This window comes from Gluconobacter morbifer G707 (genome assembly GCF_000234355.1).
GTDB classification, from domain to species: domain Bacteria; phylum Pseudomonadota; class Alphaproteobacteria; order Acetobacterales; family Acetobacteraceae; genus Gluconobacter; species Gluconobacter morbifer.
The window spans coordinates 68,149-86,225 of sequence record NZ_AGQV01000013.1; the positions used below are offsets into that span (position 1 = coordinate 68,149).

16 protein-coding genes are annotated in these 18,077 nt (G+C 61.9%); 7 read left to right on the top strand and 9 right to left on the bottom strand.

The features are described 5' to 3' along the window. Positions 1-93: 93 nt before the first annotated feature. The 8 genes from GMO_RS12595 to gltX all read right to left on the bottom strand — a co-directional run bounded on the left by GMO_RS12595 (position 94) and on the right by gltX (position 10,538). The gene (locus GMO_RS12595; protein WP_040509677.1) at positions 94-438 is read right to left on the bottom strand and encodes a DUF1491 family protein; all 345 of its coding nucleotides are present in this window, start codon (positions 436-438) and stop codon (positions 94-96) included. 24 nt (positions 439-462) lie between these two features. Then, positions 463-2,223 (bottom strand): S41 family peptidase, encoded by a 1,761-nt coding sequence (locus tag GMO_RS12600; RefSeq protein WP_008852823.1) that lies wholly within the window; start codon positions 2,221-2,223, stop codon positions 463-465. 101 nt (positions 2,224-2,324) lie between these two features. Beyond that, positions 2,325-5,015, bottom strand: coding sequence for a type I DNA topoisomerase (gene topA, locus GMO_RS12605; protein WP_008852824.1), 2,691 nt, complete (start codon positions 5,013-5,015; stop codon positions 2,325-2,327). After that, complete coding sequence (dprA, locus tag GMO_RS12610; RefSeq protein ID WP_008852825.1) at positions 5,012-6,217, bottom strand: DNA-processing protein DprA; 1,206 nt, start codon at positions 6,215-6,217, stop codon at positions 5,012-5,014. Before dprA ends, topA begins: the two co-directional genes overlap by 4 nt. A 47-nt stretch (positions 6,218-6,264) precedes the next feature. Next, positions 6,265-6,903 (bottom strand): glycerol-3-phosphate 1-O-acyltransferase PlsY, encoded by a 639-nt coding sequence (gene plsY / locus GMO_RS12615; RefSeq protein ID WP_008852826.1) that lies wholly within the window; start codon positions 6,901-6,903, stop codon positions 6,265-6,267. Next, positions 6,900-8,174, bottom strand: a complete 1,275-nt coding sequence (locus GMO_RS12620; protein ID WP_008852827.1) for a dihydroorotase — start codon at positions 8,172-8,174, stop codon at positions 6,900-6,902. The genes plsY and GMO_RS12620 overlap by 4 nt, the downstream gene beginning before the upstream one ends. Beyond that, on the bottom strand, positions 8,171-9,112 hold the full coding sequence (locus GMO_RS12625) for an aspartate carbamoyltransferase catalytic subunit (RefSeq protein WP_008852828.1): 942 nt from the start codon (positions 9,110-9,112) through the stop codon (positions 8,171-8,173). Before GMO_RS12625 ends, GMO_RS12620 begins: the two co-directional genes overlap by 4 nt. Further along, a complete protein-coding gene (gene gltX / locus GMO_RS12630) occupies positions 9,105-10,538 on the bottom strand; it encodes a glutamate--tRNA ligase (protein WP_008852829.1) in 1,434 nt (477 codons plus the stop codon). Before gltX ends, GMO_RS12625 begins: the two co-directional genes overlap by 8 nt. 498 nt (positions 10,539-11,036) lie before the next feature. On the opposite strand from gltX, the gene GMO_RS12640 reads away from it, so the two are divergent. The 6 genes from GMO_RS12640 (at position 11,037) to GMO_RS12665 (ending at position 15,336) form a co-directional block, all read left to right on the top strand. Continuing rightward, positions 11,037-11,624, top strand: coding sequence for a cupin (locus GMO_RS12640; RefSeq protein ID WP_008852831.1), 588 nt, complete (start codon positions 11,037-11,039; stop codon positions 11,622-11,624). Further along, positions 11,621-12,346: an NADPH-dependent F420 reductase gene (locus tag GMO_RS12645; RefSeq protein ID WP_040509723.1), complete on the top strand. Its 726-nt coding sequence runs from the start codon at positions 11,621-11,623 to the stop codon at positions 12,344-12,346. The genes GMO_RS12640 and GMO_RS12645 overlap by 4 nt, the downstream gene beginning before the upstream one ends. Positions 12,347-12,399: 53 nt before the next feature. Continuing rightward, entirely contained in the window at positions 12,400-12,687 is a 288-nt protein-coding gene (locus tag GMO_RS14285; RefSeq protein ID WP_008852833.1) for a hypothetical protein, read from the top strand. Then, on the top strand, positions 12,684-14,420 hold the full coding sequence (locus GMO_RS12655) for a ComEC/Rec2 family competence protein (protein ID WP_008852834.1): 1,737 nt from the start codon (positions 12,684-12,686) through the stop codon (positions 14,418-14,420). The genes GMO_RS14285 and GMO_RS12655 overlap by 4 nt, the downstream gene beginning before the upstream one ends. A 40-nt stretch (positions 14,421-14,460) precedes the next feature. Continuing rightward, a complete protein-coding gene (locus GMO_RS12660; RefSeq protein ID WP_008852835.1) occupies positions 14,461-14,655 on the top strand; it encodes an energy transducer TonB in 195 nt (64 codons plus the stop codon). A 168-nt stretch (positions 14,656-14,823) separates the two neighbouring features. After that, positions 14,824-15,336: a hypothetical protein gene (locus tag GMO_RS12665; RefSeq protein WP_139064474.1), complete on the top strand. Its 513-nt coding sequence runs from the start codon at positions 14,824-14,826 to the stop codon at positions 15,334-15,336. An 8-nt stretch (positions 15,337-15,344) separates the two neighbouring features. On the opposite strand, the gene nth is transcribed toward GMO_RS12665, so the two are convergent. Next, positions 15,345-16,040 carry an endonuclease III gene (gene nth, locus GMO_RS12670; protein WP_175282627.1) on the bottom strand — a complete coding sequence of 232 codons (696 nt, stop codon included), beginning with the start codon at positions 16,038-16,040 and terminating at the stop codon, positions 15,345-15,347. Positions 16,041-16,163: 123 nt separating this feature from the next. Between nth and GMO_RS12675 the strand changes: the two genes are divergently transcribed. Continuing rightward, positions 16,164-18,002, top strand: coding sequence for an ABC transporter ATP-binding protein (locus GMO_RS12675; RefSeq protein WP_008852838.1), 1,839 nt, complete (start codon positions 16,164-16,166; stop codon positions 18,000-18,002). Positions 18,003-18,077: the final 75 nt, after the last annotated feature.

Below are 18,077 nucleotides of genomic sequence, written 5' to 3' on the forward strand. Positions count from 1 at the left end.
CGAGTGATGGCAACGCATCCCGGGCCGGAATAGCCCTTTGGGAAGTTTTCTTTTCAGTATGTTCGTCGCCGGGTGTGACTTCATACCCACAGTTTACCCGATTTCGTCGAGATCAAGTCGGCGTGATCCCAGCGTTCTTTCAACAGGGTGCGAGATGTCCTTCATCTCCAGTTCGATGATCCACAGATCGGGGTCATACTGCTTCTGACGCGCGAGGTAGGCCTCAAGGGACGGCCCGTCCGTAACGTTGGCGCGCTCCCAGTGCGACCCGTCTTCGCGCAAGGCACCCACATGCCCGGCTCGGTCCGAGAGGACGAACAGGACCGCGCCGGCGTCCTCGTCCCCTTTCTTGAGGACCATGGCCGCTGTATCGCCGTCCGACGAGATGCGCCGCATCACGGCGCGCACCCAGAGACCTGTTTTCAGTCGTGCGCCCATGACGTTTTCCATCCTGTCTGTAGTTTAATGAAGAGGAGCACTGTTTTCATCCGGTACGGCCTCGATGGCCGCTTTGTAGGCAACCGGGGAAGACAACAGGGCCCGCGCGGTGTCCATGTCCAGATCCGATCCGATGGATGCAGGGCAGTGTTTGCGGATTTCCAGGATTTTCGAGACCGGAACGGGATACCGCGCCGCTCTCGCCATCTGTACCGCTTCCGCCTGCGGGGCGGTTCCATGGGCGAGGGCTGTCATCTGCCCCTGAAGGTCATCTGCTCCGCGCGAGGTGCAGACCTGTGGCATGACGCCGAGACCTTGGATCGGCCAGCCGAGGGGTGCCTGGTTGCGGCTCCAGGTTACGAACAGTTCCCCGCCATTCGGCATCTGCCCGATCACTTGGACCAGCCCCTTGCCCAGTGTTTCGCTGCCGATGACGACGGCGCGACGGTGATCAGCCAAGGCGGCGGCTAGGATTTCGGCGGCACTGGCTGTGCGGCCATCCACGAGAATGACGACTGGGGCTCCATTGGTCATGTCTCCACCCTGAACTGCCCAGATGTGATTGGCCAGAGGGTCCCGCCCATGCGTGGTGACAGCCACGCCATGATCCAGCAGCAGGGCTGCCGTCGTGACGGCCTGTTGCAGTACGCCGCCCCTGTCGCCCCGCAGGTCGATGATGAGACCTGCCAGATGTTTGTTCTGCCCGGTTTCCAGACCGGGAGTCTTTGGCTGGCCTGCCGCCAGATCGTCCATGATTTGATCAAGATACTGGCTCATCTCCTCGGCGGTCTGGGTCGAGAAGGAAGTGATGCGCAGTAGTGTGAACGGACCGAGGGTGGAGGCGAACACCGTCTCCGGCGGGACCTGAAGACGCGGCAGTTTCAGCACGGCCGGGCGGTGGCCCCGGCTCGCCAGCGTCAGCGAGACCGTGCTGTGTTCATCTCCGGCCAGCCAGCCCTGTACGGTGGTGGTCGACTGGCCGCGCGTCGAACGCCCGTTGACGGAAATCAGACGCTGTCCTGCATCCACTCCCGCTTCCCAGGCAGGGCCGTTCGCATTGACGGCCGTGATGACGATGGAACGTCCGTCCTGACCCAGTGTCAGGCCGATGGTGCCGCTGCTGCCGGTGCGTCTTGTCCGGTCCGCTCCCGCTGGAGACGGGCCCAGATAACGGGAATAGGGATCAAGATGATTGAACAGTTCGTCAAAAAAACCCTGAAGCAGGGCGTCACTTCCCGCCTGACGAATGGTCGGAGAGTGGTCCCATGCCGTCTGCATGGCCAGGGTGACGAGGTCGGCCCAGGCGTTACGGTCATTTTCCGCCGGGAATGGTCTTTTCAGAAGAAGTGTCTGTCCCCGCATGACAGTCAGCATGGTGGCGGGCGGCTCTCCGCTCTGCGGATGATCCGGAGAATCCGTGACCGAGATGGCGGGATCGATCGCGGTCAGACCATCCAGTCCCCACAGGCAGAAATCCTGAAAGGAGTGGGCTTCCAGTGTGCGCGGCGCCAGAAAACCGAGTGCCGCCACCAGGACGTCCCGTGTCATGCCGTGTGAAAAAGCGGGACTGTCCGCAGGAGCGGGAGATGTGGCCGTGGCTCCGTCTTGTGCTCGCACGTCTCCACCCGCGGAAGACAGCGCCAGCACCAGAAGGCAGAAAACCAGAAGAGGGCGACAGGCCGACCCGCGGAAACGCGGCGGGAACAGGGTCGTAGGGCGGGTAGCGTGACGCAAGACAGGGTCCTTGAAGGACTGGTGGAGAGAAGCCTTTTTTGGGACCACCATGTGACCACGCCACAAACTTCGACCACGGTAAAGACATAATATGGTCGACAATGTTGGGTCGGCAGTACCCTCTGACAACACTGCCGGCCCCCTTTATCCGATCAACTTCCGGATGAAGGCTTGGCTGATGTTTTACGCGCCCGGGGCGCTGCGGTTGTGGCTTTGGCTGTTTTTTTTACAGTCGTGCGCCGCGTGGTTTTCTTCGGAGCCTCGTCTTTTGGCTCTTCCGCCGCCTTCTTTGCTTTTGTCGTTTTTGTGGATGCTTTCTTGGCCGTGGCTTTTTTGGCTCCGCCCTTCAGGGGTTTGCCCTTTTCGGCCAGAAGCGCCACGGCTTCGTCCAGCGTTACGTCATCCATGGCCCGGTCCCGCGGGAGGGTGGCGATCATCTGGCCATGCTGGACATAGGGACCAAACCGTCCCTTGCGCACCATGACCGGTTCACCATCCTTCGGATGTGCGCCCAGCGTACGGATGGAGGCAAGCTTCTTGGCAAGACTGTCAACGGCCCGGTTCAGCCCGACGGTCAGGACATCATCGTCCTTGTCCAGCGTGCCATAGATGGCGCCCATCTTCACGTAAGGGCCGAACCGGCCCAGACCGGCCTCGATCTTCTCGCCTGTTTCGGGATGAATTCCTACCACGCGCGGCAGCGACAGCAGCCCGAGCGCCTGTTCAAGCGTCAGGGAATTGCCGTCCACGCCCTTGGGAATGGTGGTGCGTTTCGGCTTGGCTTTCTTGTCTTCCGGGTTGGGCTCGCCCTTCTGGATGTAAAGACCGTAAGGCCCGCGGCGGATGGTGATGTCCTCGCCTGTCTCCGGATCCTGCCCCAGAACTTTCGGCCCGTCATTCAGCCCTTCCGTATCGCCTTCCTCGGCGACGAGACGCCGTGTGAACTGGCAGGTGGGATAGTTGGAGCAGCCGATGAAGGCACCGAACTTGCCCAGGCGCAGGCCCAGACGGCCCGTCCCGCAGGCCGTGCACTGACGCGGATCGCTCCCGTCAGAACGAGGCGGGAAGAAATGCGGCCCGAGATCCTCATCCAGCGCGTCAATGACGTCCGAGATCTTGAGATCCTTGGTCTGGGCGACGGCTGCGGAAAAATCCTGCCAGAACGCCGCCATGACATCGTGCCAGTCCGCCCGGCCACCTGAAATGTCATCAAGCTGTTCTTCAAGGGAGGCGGTAAAACCGCTATCGACATACCGTTCGAAGAACGAGGTCAAGAAGGCTGTGACAAGGCGCCCGCGATCCTCGGGGATGAAACGCCGGGCTTCCAGCCGGACATAGTTCCGATCCCGCAGGACGCTGAGAATCGAGGCATAGGTCGAGGGGCGGCCAATACCGATCTCTTCCATTTTCTTGACAAGGGAAGCTTCGGAATAGCGCGGCGGAGGCTGTGTGAAATGCTGCTCGGCCTCGACCTCACCGGTCGTCAGGCGGTCGCCTTCCTTCATGGGCGGAAGGAGCCTGCCGTCTTCATCGTCGCTGCGACTGTCGTCACGGCCTTCAATGTAGAGTTTCAGGAAGCCATCAAAGGCAATGGTCGATCCCGTGGCCCGCAGCAGGATACGGCCGCTTGCATCCGCCAGTGTGACGGCAACCTGGTCCAGCTCGGCGGACTGCATCTGCGAGGCGACGGAGCGTTTCCAGATCAGTTCGTAGAGTTTCTTCTGTTCCGGGGACAGGGCATGGCCAACTTTCTGGGGTGTGCGGAACACGTCCGTCGGGCGGATGGCCTCATGGGCTTCCTGCGCGTTCTTGGCCTTCGTGGAATAGGTGCGCGGATAATCCGGGACGTAATCATCCCCGAACGCCTTGCCGATATGGCCCCGGATGGCGCCGACGGCTTCCTTGGCCATCGTCACGCCATCGGTTCGCATATAGGTGATGAGACCGATCGTCTCACCGCCCAGATCCACACCTTCATAAAGCTGCTGGGCGGTGCGCATGGTGGTCTGCGCACTCATGCCCAGTTTGCGGGAGGCTTCCTGCTGGAGGGTGGAGGTCGTGAAGGGCGGAGGCGGGTTGCGCTTGACGCGCTTGCGCTCGACGGAGCGGACGGTGAACTGCCCGGCCCGGACCGTATCCCGTGCGGCAAAAGCCAGTTCTTCGCTGTTGAGGTCGAACTGGTCGAGCTTGTTGCCGTCCAGATGTGTCAGGCGTGCCTGGAACGCGGCGTTGCCCGGCGTTGTGAACCCGGCGGCAACTGTCCAGTATTCGCGCGGACGAAATACCTCGATTTCCGCTTCCCGCTCGCAGATCAGACGCAGGGCGACAGACTGCACACGGCCTGCGCTGCGGCTGCCAGGCAGTTTGCGCCACAGAACGGGCGAGAGCGTGAAGCCAACGAGGTAATCCAGCGCCCGGCGCGCCAGATAGGCGTCGATCAGCGGACGATCGAGATTGCGCGGCTCCGCCATGGCTGTCTGGACGGCGGATTTCGTGATTTCGTTGAAGGTGACGCGATGGACGTCGATGTTCTTCAGGAGCTTCTTTTCTTCCAGAACGCTGCGGACATGCCAGGAAATGGCTTCGCCCTCACGATCCGGGTCAGTCGCGAGATAGAGGTTCTTTGCCCCCTTGAGCGCCTTGGCGATGGCGGACATCTGCCGCGCGCCACGCTCATCCGTCTGCCAGACCATGGCGAAGTTTTCGTCCGGGCGCACGCTCCCGTCCTTGGGCGGAAGGTCCCGCACATGACCGAACGACGCGAGAACTGTGTACCCGCTGCCCAGATACTTGTTGATCGTCTTGGCCTTGGCCGGGCTTTCGACCACCACAACGTCTGTCATTGCCACTCCGGTTTCCGCGTCGCTTTTCCAGTCGGCAGTAACGCAACGCGCCCGCCGGGCACGAACTCCACAACACCACCGAGCTCAAGTTCGGTGAGGACGGAGAGGACTGCCGAAACGGAGAACTGGCAGCGGCGCACCACCTCGTCAACCGCTATGGCTGTAACAGAAAGCAGGGGCCGGACTTTTTCCAGTACGAGATCCGGGTCCGTCCAGGCCTCCGGTTCAGCATTTTTCCAGAGGGCCTGGGGTTCGGAAAAGCCGGAGAAAAGCGGTTTCCCGGCATCTCCGTTCTGCCATGGTTCCGATTTTCGGGGTGGAAGAACGGTCGGCAGGACGGTCAGGATGTCATGCAGATTTTCCGTCAGGACCGCGACGTGCTGGCGGAGCAGGTCGTTCCCGCCATGAGAGCGAGGATCAAGCGGAGAACCGGGCACGGCAAAGACATCACGATCATAGGAGCCGGCCAGTTTTGCCGTGATGAGCGTGCCTGAACGCAGGGAGGCTTCCACCACGAGACAGCCAAGGGAAATCCCCGCAATCAGTCGGTTCCGCCTGGGAAAATGCCGGGCCTGTGGCGCCGTACCCAGCAGGGCTTCTGTCACCAGGCAGTCGCGCTCGGCAATTTCGGCCTGGAGCCAGGCATTCTCGGGCGGATAGACGTGATCCAGTCCGCCGGCCACGGCGGCGGCGGTCAGTCCGGTGGATAACGCGGCGGCATGAGCCGCCGAGTCGATACCCCGTGCCAGCCCCGATACGACGCAGACGCCGGCATGGGCCAGTTCCGCCGACAGGCTCTCCGCCATGCGGAGGCCTGCGCCCGAGGCGTTCCGTGCCCCCACGACGCCAACGGCGCGCATGGAAAGCCGGGCGGGATTTCCCAGCGTGAAAAGCACTGCCGGAGCGTCGGGAATATGCGCCAGAAGGTGAGGATAATCCGGCTCGCCCCGCAAAAGCATCCGGCCGCCCAGTTTTTCAAGGGCGGCAAGCTCGTCCGCCATCCGTGTCCGGGACGGGATGTCAGGAGGTGCTGCGCGTCCTGCACGGCGCATTCTTTCCGGCAGGGCCTCCAGCGTCCTGTCCGCCGTTCCATACTGTTCGAGGAGACGTGCGAAACTCACCGGACCGCCACCCGGCGTTTTCGCCAGTCGCAGGGTGTCGAGTCGGACGGTCGGAGAAAGAGGGGAGAAGCACGCGGTCATCCGTCGCGTTTACCCCGTATTCGTTAAGGAACGCTTAAAAATGCGGCCTACTGATGCCGCTGTGGCGGTCCGTCAATATTGACGGAAGGTTCCCGTCCCGCCAGTAGGCGGGCGATATTGCTGTAATGGCGGACCCAGATCAGCAGCGACAGCAGCAGCGTCGCAATCGGAAGCGGGGAATGGAAAGGCTGTTCCGACAGGGGTGCCATCAGGATAGGAGCGGCCACGAAAGCCGCCAGCGCTCCGGCCGATGAAATATGGCTCAGCCGCGCCACGGCCAGCCAGATGATGCAGCAGGCCAGTCCGACAGGCCAGCACAGCACCCAGATCGTACCGAGCCCTGTGGCAACTCCCTTTCCACCCCGGAAGCCGAGCCAGACGGGAAAACAGTGCCCGACCACAACCGCGATGGCCGCAACGCCCATCGCGAGGTGGGTCTGCACGGGACAGAACCGGACAGCGATCAGGACCGCCAGCGCCCCTTTGAGGGCGTCCAACAGCAGGGTAGCGGCGGCAACGCCCTTGCGGCCCGTGCGCAGAACATTGGTGGCTCCGATATTGCCCGAGCCGACCTTGCGGATGTCTCCGCCGCCACAAAGAGCCGTCAGGATCAGGCCAAACGGAATACTGCCTAGAAAATAGGCAATCAGTGCGATGACGGCCAGATGGGGTTGGGACATGCTCATGCCAGCCCCTCTGCCGTGAAGACCTCCGCGCCACGCCGGAACGTTCGCAGAACGCGGCCCTTGAGATCCTGTCCATCGAAAGGCGTATTCTGCGCCCGGCCTGGCAGTTCACCTGCCGTTACGGTCCAGACTGCATCCGGATCGAACAGACACAGATCGGCGGTGCGTCCGATTTCCAGAACCCCGGCATCGATTCGCAGCAGCTTTGCTGGTGCGGACGTGACAAGACGCAGTGCATCGGGCAGGGGCAGGCCGGTCCCGAGCGTCACGCCCAGCAATGTGACCAGTCCGGTGCCCCCCGCCCGGGCCTGTGCGAAAGGAAGACGCTTGTCATCGGCATCCGCCGGAGCATGATCCGAGGCGACGGCATCTATCGTCCCGTCCGCCAGTGCAGCGCAGACTGCCGCGCGATCCGAATCGGCCCGCAGGGGTGGAGAGAACTTGGCGTAAGTCCGGAAATCGCCGATGTCCTCTTCCGTCATGGCGAAATAGGGAGGGGCAGTGTCGCATGTGATCCGAAGGCCTTTTGCCTTGGCGGCGCGGATCAGGGTCAGTCCTTCTTCCGTCGAGACATGGGCGAAATGCAGTCGCGCCCCTGTCATCTCTGCCAGACGCAGGTCCCGGGCGATCATGATGGCCTCCGCTGCGGCCGGAACCTGTGGCAGACCCATGCGCACAGCCCGCGCCCCGGCAGTCGCGCATGCTCCCCTGGCCAGGGACGGATCTTCCGGATGCTGGACCACCAGCGCGTCACAGAAGCGGGAATAGGACAGCATGTTGCGCATCTGCTTCGCATCGGCGATGGCGCGCGTTCCGTCCGTGAACGCGACAGCTCCGGCCTCTTTCAGGAGGCCCATCTCCGCCAATTCCGCACCCTCGCAGCCGCGTGTAAGCGCGCCATAGGGATGAATGGAAACCAGGCCCGTCTCGTCACCGCGCACCTTCAGCAGATGCACGAGAGCCGGATTGTCGATTGCGGGAGAGGTATTGGGCAGGACGGCCATGGTGGTGATGCCACCCGCCACGGCGGCCTGCGCGCCGGTTGCAATGCTTTCGCGGTATTCGAAACCCGGCTCACCCAGTGTCACGCGCATGTCCACCAGACCGGGACAGAGAACGGCGCCCTGTCCGTCAATGACGCGAGCGCCCTTCGGAGCCTCACTGCCATCAATCGCGGCAATCCGGCCATCCGTAACGACCAGTCGGCCTGCGCCATCACGGCCTGAAGCCGGGTCGATCAGGCGCACATTTTCAAAGACAGTACTCGTCATGATGGTATCCGTGCGCGGGACAGGCGGTCCAGAACGGCCATGCGGATGGCCACGCCCATCTCGACCTGTTCGGAAATCACGCTCTGGTCGGAATCGGCGACATCGGAAGCAATTTCGACGCCACGGTTCATGGGTCCCGGATGCATGACCAGCGCGCCGGGTTTCGCAAGGCCCAGACGGCGCCGGTCCAGTCCGAAGAAGCGGAAATATTCCCGTGCACTCGGGACAAGGCCGGCGCCCATGCGCTCTTTCTGAAGACGCAGGGACATCACGACATCAGCCCCTTCAAGCGCGCTGTCCATATCCGACAGGATTTCGACGTTTCCGAGTTTCGCCATCGCGGACGGGACCAGCGTGGGTGGACCGACAAGGCGAATGCGGCTTTTAAGGGCCGTCAGGAGATGGATGTTCGAGCGCGCAACCCGGCTATGCCCGACATCGCCACAGATGGCGACGGTCAGCCCGTCCAGCCGGCCAAAATGGCGACGGATGGTTAGGGCGTCCAGCAGCGCCTGCGTCGGATGTTCGTGGGTGCCATCCCCGGCATTGACGACGCTGGCCTCGACTTTCTGGGACAGGAGTTCCGGTGCCCCTGACTGCGAATGCCGCACGACGAGCAAATCGCAGCGCATGGCGTTCAGCGTGGCGGCCGTATCCAGCAGGGTTTCGCCCTTGTTCACGGAACTGGTGGCGACCGTCATGTTGATGACATCCGCCCCAAGACGTTTGCCCGCCAGTTCAAAACTGGTGCGCGTGCGCGTGCTGTCCTCGAAGAACATGTTGATGACTGTCCGTCCCCGCAGCGCGTCCCGCGGGGCGGAGCGCGAGCGGCTCAGGAGGGCATAGCTCTCCGCCAGATCGAGAAACGGGACGATCTGCGCCGCCGTCAGGCCTTCAATGCCCAGCAGATGCCGGGGAATGGAGGCTCGCTCAGCCATTGGCATCAACCGTGGCCGCCTCTGGCGCGGACAGGACACTGGCGATGCGGGCCAGAACCTCGTCCTGACCCAGCGCGGCGAGGGTCAGGTCAATGCCGGGTGATGTCGTGGAACCGGTCATGGCAGCACGCAGCGGCTGTGCGACGGACCCGAGTTTCAGCTCATGCTTCTCCGCATAGGCGCGGAGGGTGGCGTCAATGGCTTCCGGTGTGAATGCTTCAAGCGCGGCCAGATCCCTGCCGACGCCTTCCAGAACCCTGCGCCCGTCCTCACCCAGCAGTTTCCGGGCCTTGGGCGTGAAGGTCAGGGGGAGCGTGAAACCGGCGAAAGCGGCATTGTCGGCCAGTTCCACCAGCGTCTTGGCGCGTTCCTTCAGTCCTGGCATCATCGCGAGGATCCGCGCGCGCGTCCTGTCATTCGCTAGAATACCTTCACGGTTCTGAAGGCGTTCCATGACGTCGTTCGTCAGGCGTTCATCATCGGCCTGCCGCATCCAGATCCCGTTCAGATGCGCCAGTTTGACGTAATCCATGCGGGACGGGGAACGGCCAACGCCATCGAGATCGAACAGCCTGATCTGTTCTTCGCGGGACAGGACCTCGGCATCGCCATGGCCCCAGCCCAGACGCAGCAGATAATTGCACAGCGCTTCCGGCAGGTATCCTTCCTCGCGGAAATCCACCACTGACTGCGCTCCGTGCCGCTTGGACAGCTTGGCGCCATCCGGTCCGTGGATCAGCGGCAGATGGGCGAAATGCGGCAGATCCCATCCCATCGCCCTGTAGATCATGGCCTGACGGAACGTGTTCGTCAGATGGTCGTCACCGCGGATGACATGGGTGATGTTCATGTCATGGTCGTCGCAGACCACGGCGTGAAGGTAGGTTGGCGTTCCGTCGGAGCGCAGAAGGATCAGGTCGTCCATTTCCTCGTTCGCGACGCGGACTTCGCCCTGCACCAGATCCCGGATGATGGTCTCACCCTCGCGCGGGGCCTTGAGGCGGACGACGTAGGGTGCATCGGCAGGCGCTTCGGACGGATCGCGGTCGCGCCATGTGCCGTCATAACGCGGTGGGCGCTTTTCCTTCATGGCCTTCTCGCGCATGGCGGCCAGCTCTTCCGGGGTACAGAAGCATTTATAGGCCTGCCCCTTCTCCAGAAGTTCCAGCGCCACCTGCGTGTGGCGGTCCTGACGCGTGGACTGAAAGATCGGCTTTTCGTCCGCTGTGATGCCCATCCAGGCCAGACCGTCAAAGATTACGTCCACGGCTTTCTGGGTGGAGCGTTCCTTGTCGGTGTCCTCGATCCTCAGAAGGAATTCGCCGCCGTGATGCCGGGCGAAGAGGAAATTGAACAGTGCGGCGCGGGCGTTGCCGACATGCAGCAGGCCCGTGGGGGAGGGGGCAAAGCGCGTACGGATTGTCATGTCGCCCTCATATCATGACAGGACCTGTCCTGCCATCCATCCAGACCAGTCAGGTCTGGGGAAAAACAGCCCGGGACAATGTTCAGGTCTTGGGGTGCCGGGCGCATTATCCGGTCGGTGAAGTCTGTCCGGATACGGACGCAGTTTCCCGGGTTTTCCATGCCGGATGTGCTGTTGGGATAAAGACACGCCAATAGCCTGCTGGATAGTATTTCAGAGTATTGTTTTAAAATTTCTGTATTCCGGAGATTATGGAAGTAGTATCTACAGAATGAAATAAGGATTTTCTGTGGTTTTTTAGAAAAACGACATTATATTTTGATGAATAACTGAAGTATTTTAAGGATTCTTTCTGTTCGTGTCCTGATGTGGATAAAATATTCACGATGTTGTTATCGTCAGAATGATATCTTTCAAGGCTTTTCAAGCGTGTGTGATTTTCTGAGCATGCTGGATTTCCTTTATCATTGAAGACTGAAATCTCGGGATGATTCCATCATGGATAGACGCGACTTCAGCGTCCTGCTTGCAGGACTGGGACTGACACTGGCGAACGGTCGGATCCGCAAGGCGAGTGCTGCTTCCGGAAATGTGGAGCTTTTCACGCTCGGGACCAACGGCTGGGTACCCAACAATCCGGGTCTGCCCGTCATCGTGTATCGCAACGTGCTGGAATCCGGCGCGGGGAAGGAAAGTGTGTACGAAGACCTGTTCAACCGGAACGGCTGGCCGGCCCAGTGGCGTAATGGTGTCTATTCCTTTCACCATTATCACAGCCTTGGGCATGAGGTGCTCGGTTTCTCGAATGGTTCGGCCCGGCTGATGCTCGGTGGCCCGGAAGGGCGCGTGGTTGAAGTCCGGGGTGGTGACGTTGCCCTTCTTCCTGCTGGTACGGGACACTGCAATCTCGGATCGGATATCGATTTTACCGTAATCGGCGCCTATCCGCCCCGGCAGGATTTTGACATCCTACGCTCTGCCCCAACACCGGAGCAGCTTGCCCGGATCCGGCATCTGCCTTTCCCGAATAGTGATCCCGTTCAGGGGCTTCATGGCGTCGTAACCCGGGAGTGGCACGCATCATGACCAGTTTTCCCCTCCGTCGAAGACCGTTTCTTGCGGCCCTGGCCGGGCTGGCCGCGGCCAGCGGGGCGAGTGGCGTGCAGGCGTCTGATCCTTCCATGAAAATCGGCATCATCGGCGCCGGACATGTGGGGAGTACGCTCGCAGCTCTCTGGGTCCGGGCAGGCTATCATGTCATGATATCGTCCCGTTCACTGGCAGAGTCCCAGAAGCTATCGACCGCGCTCGGTCCGCTGGCCACGGCCGGGACGCCCGGTCAGGCCGCCGCTTATGGAACCGTCGTTGTGCTGGCAGTGCCGTACAAGGCCATTCCCCAGCTCGGACGCGATCTCAGCCGGACCCTGCTGGACAAGACGATTCTTGATCCGTCCAATCCTTACCCTTTCCGTGACGGGGTGATTGCCGACACGGCGGAAAAAAATGGCGCGGGTATCACGACGCAACGTTATTTTCCGTCGGCTCATGTCGTCCGGGCGTTCAACTCGATTGATATGTCCACGCTCGAAGCGGAGGCGCATCGCACGCCGCCTCTGCTGGCTGTTCCGGTTGCCGGCGACGACGCGGCTTCAGTATCGCGGGTAACGGATCTCGTGCGGGCAGCCGGGTTTGATCCGGTCGTGACCGGTGGTCTGGAAACGGCGCGGCTCTTCCAGCCCGGCAGTGCAGGATTCGAACTGGAGCGTGATGCTCCGGACCTGAAGGACGCTTTGCATCTGAAAGACTGACATCCGCAGTTCCAGACGCGCGGGCAGGAGAAAAATCCGGTATCTTTCCGGCTGTGACAGCCGATATTTTTCCTGATCCCGGGTTCGAACCGGATGAAGCGCCTGAAGAGGTCCCTCCGGTCCGAGCCGCTCCCGGTCTGTTGGACAGGCTCGGGGCATATGTTCTGGCGCAGGGTCGGCATCTCCTGTGCTGGCTTCCGGTCGCTCTGGGGCTGGGGGCAGTGCTTTATTTCGCGCTCCCGTTCGAGCCCCCCGTCTGGAGTACGGTTCCGCTTTTTCTGATGGGAACCGGGCTAATCCTGCGGGGAAAAAAGCCCTGTTTTCCTGGCTGTCCGGAATGACCCTGCTGATGCTGGGTCTTGGTTTCGGCAATGCGGCGTTTCAGACCCTGCGCCAGCCGCCCATGCCAGCCCTGCCCACGCATGCCGCTTTCCTGACAGGGCGGATCACGACGGTGGAGAGCCTGTCCGGCCGAGGCGGAGAAGACAATACCGGACGCCGACTGGTTCTGTCCGGTGTCCGGTTCGAAACGGCCCTTGATACCGGGATGCCCCCCATGCGGCGCACCCTGCGCATCCGGCTGAAAGACAGTGATCCGGCCGTCATTGCGCTCGGCAGTTTTGTCCGGTTGCGCGCCATGGTGCGTCCGCCTCCGCCGCCGGCGCTGCCGGGGGGACGTGATTTCCAGCGGGAGGCCTGGTTTTCCGGTGTGGCAGGAAGCGGTTATGCGCTGGACGCCCTGACGGTGGAGGGTCAATCCGCCGGTCTTTTAGGGCTGGAAACGCTCCGTGAGGGAGTGGCTGACCGGATCCGGCTGGTTCTGCCCGGGCAGACGGGTGCCATCGCCGCCACACTTCTGGCCGGAGAAAGCGCCGGGATTGACGCCGAAACCCGACAGGCTTTTTCAGCATCGGGACTGGCGCATCTTCTGGCCGTGGCGGGGCTGCACCTGGGGCTGGTCATGGCCGTGGTTATTGCCTGTACCCGGGTGGCGCTGGCCATGTCCGAATATGCCGCGCTTCACTGGCCCTGCCGGCAGATCTCGGTTCTGACGGGTTTTGTGGCCGGGTGTGCTTATGTGCTTCTGACGGGTGCGCATCTACCCAGTCTCCGCGCGCTCGGGATGGCCGCATTCGTGACGCTGGCGCTCCTGACGGGGCGACGGGTCCTGTCGATGCGGTCGCTTTCGCTTGTAGCGCTGCTCATTCTGGCAGTTTCACCCGTTTCCGTGCTGGACGTATCTTTTCAGATGTCCTTTACAGCGGTGATGGGGCTGATCGCGGGCTATGAGGTCCTGCGCGACCCGCTTTCCCGTCTGCGAGGAGAGGGGGAATGGCATCGGGTAGCCCTGTCCCATCTGGCGCCCCTGTCCCTGACCAGCCTGCTGGCGGGACTTGCCACCCTGCCGGTCAGCATGGCGCATTTCGGCACTCTGCAGCCCTGGTTCGTTCTGGCAAATCTGATCGCAGTGCCGCTGGCTGCCGTCTGGATCATGCCGGCGGGTCTGCTGGCCCTGCTGCTGATGCCGTTTCATGCTGAAACCCTGCCGTTGCGGGTTATGGGGCAGGGCCTGCGCGTTGTTGAGAAGCTGGCGCGGTGCGTGGCGTCTTTTCCCATGGCGCATAAGGCGGTTCCTGCCATGCCGGGCTGGGGTCTGCTCTGCGTGATGATGGGGCTGTGCGTGCTGTGTCTGTGGCGCGGGCCTTTCCGGCTCTCGGGAATCGCGCCGGTCGTGCTGGGCGTTCTGTCCCTCTGGCTGGTGGCCCGGCCGGTGGTTCTGGTCGCGCCCGATGCCGGACTGATCGCCATTCGCGAACAGGGGCAGCTTCTGGCAGGGCCTTACGGGGGGCTGGAACGCAGTGTCCTGAGAGACTGGGAACAGATGCTGGCGCTTCCGATCGGAACACTGCCAGCAGAATGTACAGCCGGGCCCTGTCGGATTGATCTCGGCGGGCAGACCGTTCTTCTGCGGGTTCGGGAACCGTCCCTGGGTTCCACCCGTGGGATATCACGGCAGGCCCAACCTGCCGCTGGCGCCGGCGGAATAGGAGAAAATAACAAAACATTGCTATAATAGCTGCGACGGGACAGTTACTTTCAGGGAAATCACCGGTGTGAAGAACTCTCTTTCGATCCTGCTGGCTGCTGCGTTTGTCGCGGGCTGTGTGTCCATCCATGCCCGGAATGTCAGTGCGTCACCCGGTCAGGATGTCACGGCGGATTGCACGATCACGCCACAGGGCCGGACAGCGGATTGCCGGATCATGGGCGGGACGGGCCCCGCTCTCGTGCGGGAAACGCTGGATTAGCTTCGGGACGCGCGTTTCGGGCTCGCGACGGTGAATGAATGGCATTACCGGTTCAGGCTGCATTTCAATGACCACGTGATCCGCCGGGCTCATGGGTGGTCGTAGGGTTTTGTTAAGGCTTTGACGCTATCGTCCCTGTCCTCTCCGGGGAGAAGGTGAGGCATGGGCATGACATCATCATACAGGGCCGTGGTGACTGCCGGCTTTCTGGCCCTCGCGGTGTTTCCATTCGCGGGACAGGCTGTGGCCGGACCATCCATCTGGGGTGGTTTCCAGCTTGGCATGACGCAGGGCGAAGCGCGGATGCTTCATCCCGATCTAGAGAGCCGCCCGTTCGAGACAGGGCCGCGTCAGCTGGAGCGCTATCATATGCCCGGCCCCTTCATCGGCTCCTGCCGTTCACGGGTGGCGGCTGATTTTCTGTCCGGGGTGCTGGTGTCCGTGGATGTGGAGGCGCTGACCGATTTCGGAGATGCTCATGTCTGTGCCGAAGAGTGGGGACGCACCATCCGCCGGAAATACGGCGTGCCTCTTTTTGATGTGCGTTCTCCGATGGAGGAGGTCAAAACCTGGAATGCCCGGGAGTTTTCCATCGTAACGGACATGACGGTCCTGAATACGGTTGTTCTTTACACGGTGTCGTATCAGCCTCTGCGCCGAAAGGCGTCCGAAATGCTGTGAACGACCAGTCAGGCCGGAGCGGTTTTTTTCGTTTCCTGTCCGGCAGGGGCATGCATCCGCTTGTCCGGATAAAGGCACCATTTTGTCGCGGGACAGCGCCAGCATTCCGGTGCTCTCGCCTTGCAGACATAGCGCCCGTGCAGGATCAGCCAGTGATGGGCCGGGCGAAGCATTTCTTTCGGGATGCGCGCGACCAGACCGTCTTCGACCTGCCGTGTTGTCTTGCCCGGCGCCAGTCCCGTTCGGTTGCCGATGCGGAAGATATGCGTATCCACCGCCATCGTGTCCGCTCCGAACGCCACGTTCATCACCACATTCGCCGTCTTGCGCCCCACACCGGCCAGTGCTTCCAGCGATTTCCGGTCTGAGGGAACTTGCCCGTCATGCCGTTCTAGAAGCTGGTTGCATAACAGCGCGACATTATGGGCCTTGGCGCGCCACAGGCCGATGCTGCGGATGTAACGGGCAATGCCCTCTTCCCCGAGATTCGCCATCGACCGGGGATCAGGTGCACACGCGAAGAGCGGCTTTGTCGCCTTGTTGACCGATTTGTCCGTCGCCTGTGCCGAGAGAACCACACTGACCAGAAGTTCGAACGGATTACGGAACACCAGTTCGCTCTCCGCGTTTGGGTTAGCTTCGGCCAGGGCAGTGATGAAAGCCCGGGCCGCTGCCTTTGTCATGGGTCGCGGGACGTTGGTCATCGGGAACTCCGTGCGGATGTTGCGTCCGGTCAGGACAGGCCGCAAGATAAGACAAAGTTTCAGAAACGCCATCACAGCAGGCCGTTTTTCCCTTCGGAAAACAGACGGCGGAGCCTCTTTTTCGTGTCCGATACAACCCAAGACCTGACCGCCCATCAGAAAGAGGGCGCAAAGGCAGATGTTTCTTTTACTGATGCCCTGTCCTTCGTCGCCCGGCGCTGGCTCGATCATCCTCTTCTCCTGTTCCGGACGCTGGGGGGCGTTGCCCTCGCAACACTTGCGGATGTGGTGACCCCGCTTCTGGCCGGGCGGCTGGTGTCGGATATTTCGAAGCACGCTGCCGGTCCGACTGTAGGGAAAACGGTTGAACTCCTGCAGCTGCGGGATGACGCATTCCTGATGGTGGGCGGGCTGATTACGCTGGGGATCGTGGGCATCTTGGGACGCCGGTCGTCCTATGTTGGTATCTCGTACTTGACGCTGGCCATCATGCATCGCGTGGCCAATCAGGCGTTCGACCGGATCCAGCATTTCTCCACCAACTGGCATGCCAATACCTTCGCCGGGTCCACGGTTCGCAAGCTGACACGCGGGATCTGGGCCATCGATATGCTCGATGACACTTTGCTTCTCCTGATCGTGCCGGAAGTGCTGGTTCTGGGCGGGACGACGGCCGTACTGATGGTGCGTTCGCCCCTAATGGGTTCGGTGCTGGCGGTCACGGTGGTGCTGTTCGCCGTGCTGTCGATTCTCCTGACACTGCGTTATGTCGCGCCCAGCGCCCGTGCCTCCAACCAGTGGGACACGAAAATGGGCGCCGCCATGGCCGATGCCGTGACCTGCAATGCCGTGGTCAAGGCGTTCGGCGCGGAAGACCGGGAAGACCGGCGCCTCGACACCATCATCCGGGGCTGGCGCCAGCGGACGCTGCGGAGCTGGCTGCGTGGCACGAACAGCGCCAACCTTCAGGCGGTGGCTTCCCTGTTCATGCGGATGGTCCTGATCGGCATGGCGGTCTGGCTGTGGTGGGAGGGCAAGGCCGGTCCGGGAGATGTGGCCTATGTCCTGACGATGATGTTTCTCGTCCAGGGCTATCTGCGCGATCTCGGACAGCAGGTCAGTCAGGTTCAGCGTTCGGTCAACGAAATGGAAGAACTGGTCAGTCTGTTCCGTCGCGAACCTGCCATCCAGGACGCGCCGGACGCGGAAGAAGCCCGGTTCCCACACGGGAATATCTGCTTCAGCCATGTCGAATTCCGTTATCCGGGTCAGGAGACGCCTCTGTACCGGGATCTGGATATCGATATCGCTCCCGGATCGCGCGTGGCGCTGGTGGGGCCGAGCGGCTCCGGCAAGACGACCTTCACCAAGCTGCTCCAGCGGCTCTATGACGTGACGGGCGGCCGGATTACCATTGACGGGCAGGACATCGCGCATGTCACGCAGTCCTCCCTGCGGTCACACATCGCCATCGTCCCGCAGGAGCCCATCCTGTTTCATCGCACGCTGGCGGAGAATATTGCCTATGGACGACCAGACGCCACGCCGGCCGAGATCGAGGAAGCGGCCCGTCTGGCCAATGCGGCCCCGTTCATCGATCGTCTGCCCGAGCGTTACGCCACCATGGTCGGTGAGCGGGGCGTGAAACTGTCCGGCGGCGAACGACAGCGTGTCGCCATTGCGCGCGCCTTTCTGGCGAACGCTCCGATTCTCATTTTCGACGAGGCTACCTCCAGTCTGGATTCCGAATCCGAAGCGCTCGTTCAGGAAGCCATGCAGCGTCTGATGCAGAACCGCACGGTCATCGTGGTGGCGCACCGTCTGTCCACGGTCATGGAGCTGGACCGTATTCTCGTGTTCAGTCAGGGCGCGGTCCGGGAAGACGGCACGCATGCCGAACTCATCATGCGTGAAGGCGGTATCTACCGGCGCCTGTTCGAACTCCAGTCCCTGGACGTCTGAACGCCCGGGAGAGTGGAAAACGCATCTTTTTCCACTCTCCGCCGTTCAGCTTTAAGCTGAACCGCGACCGTAAGG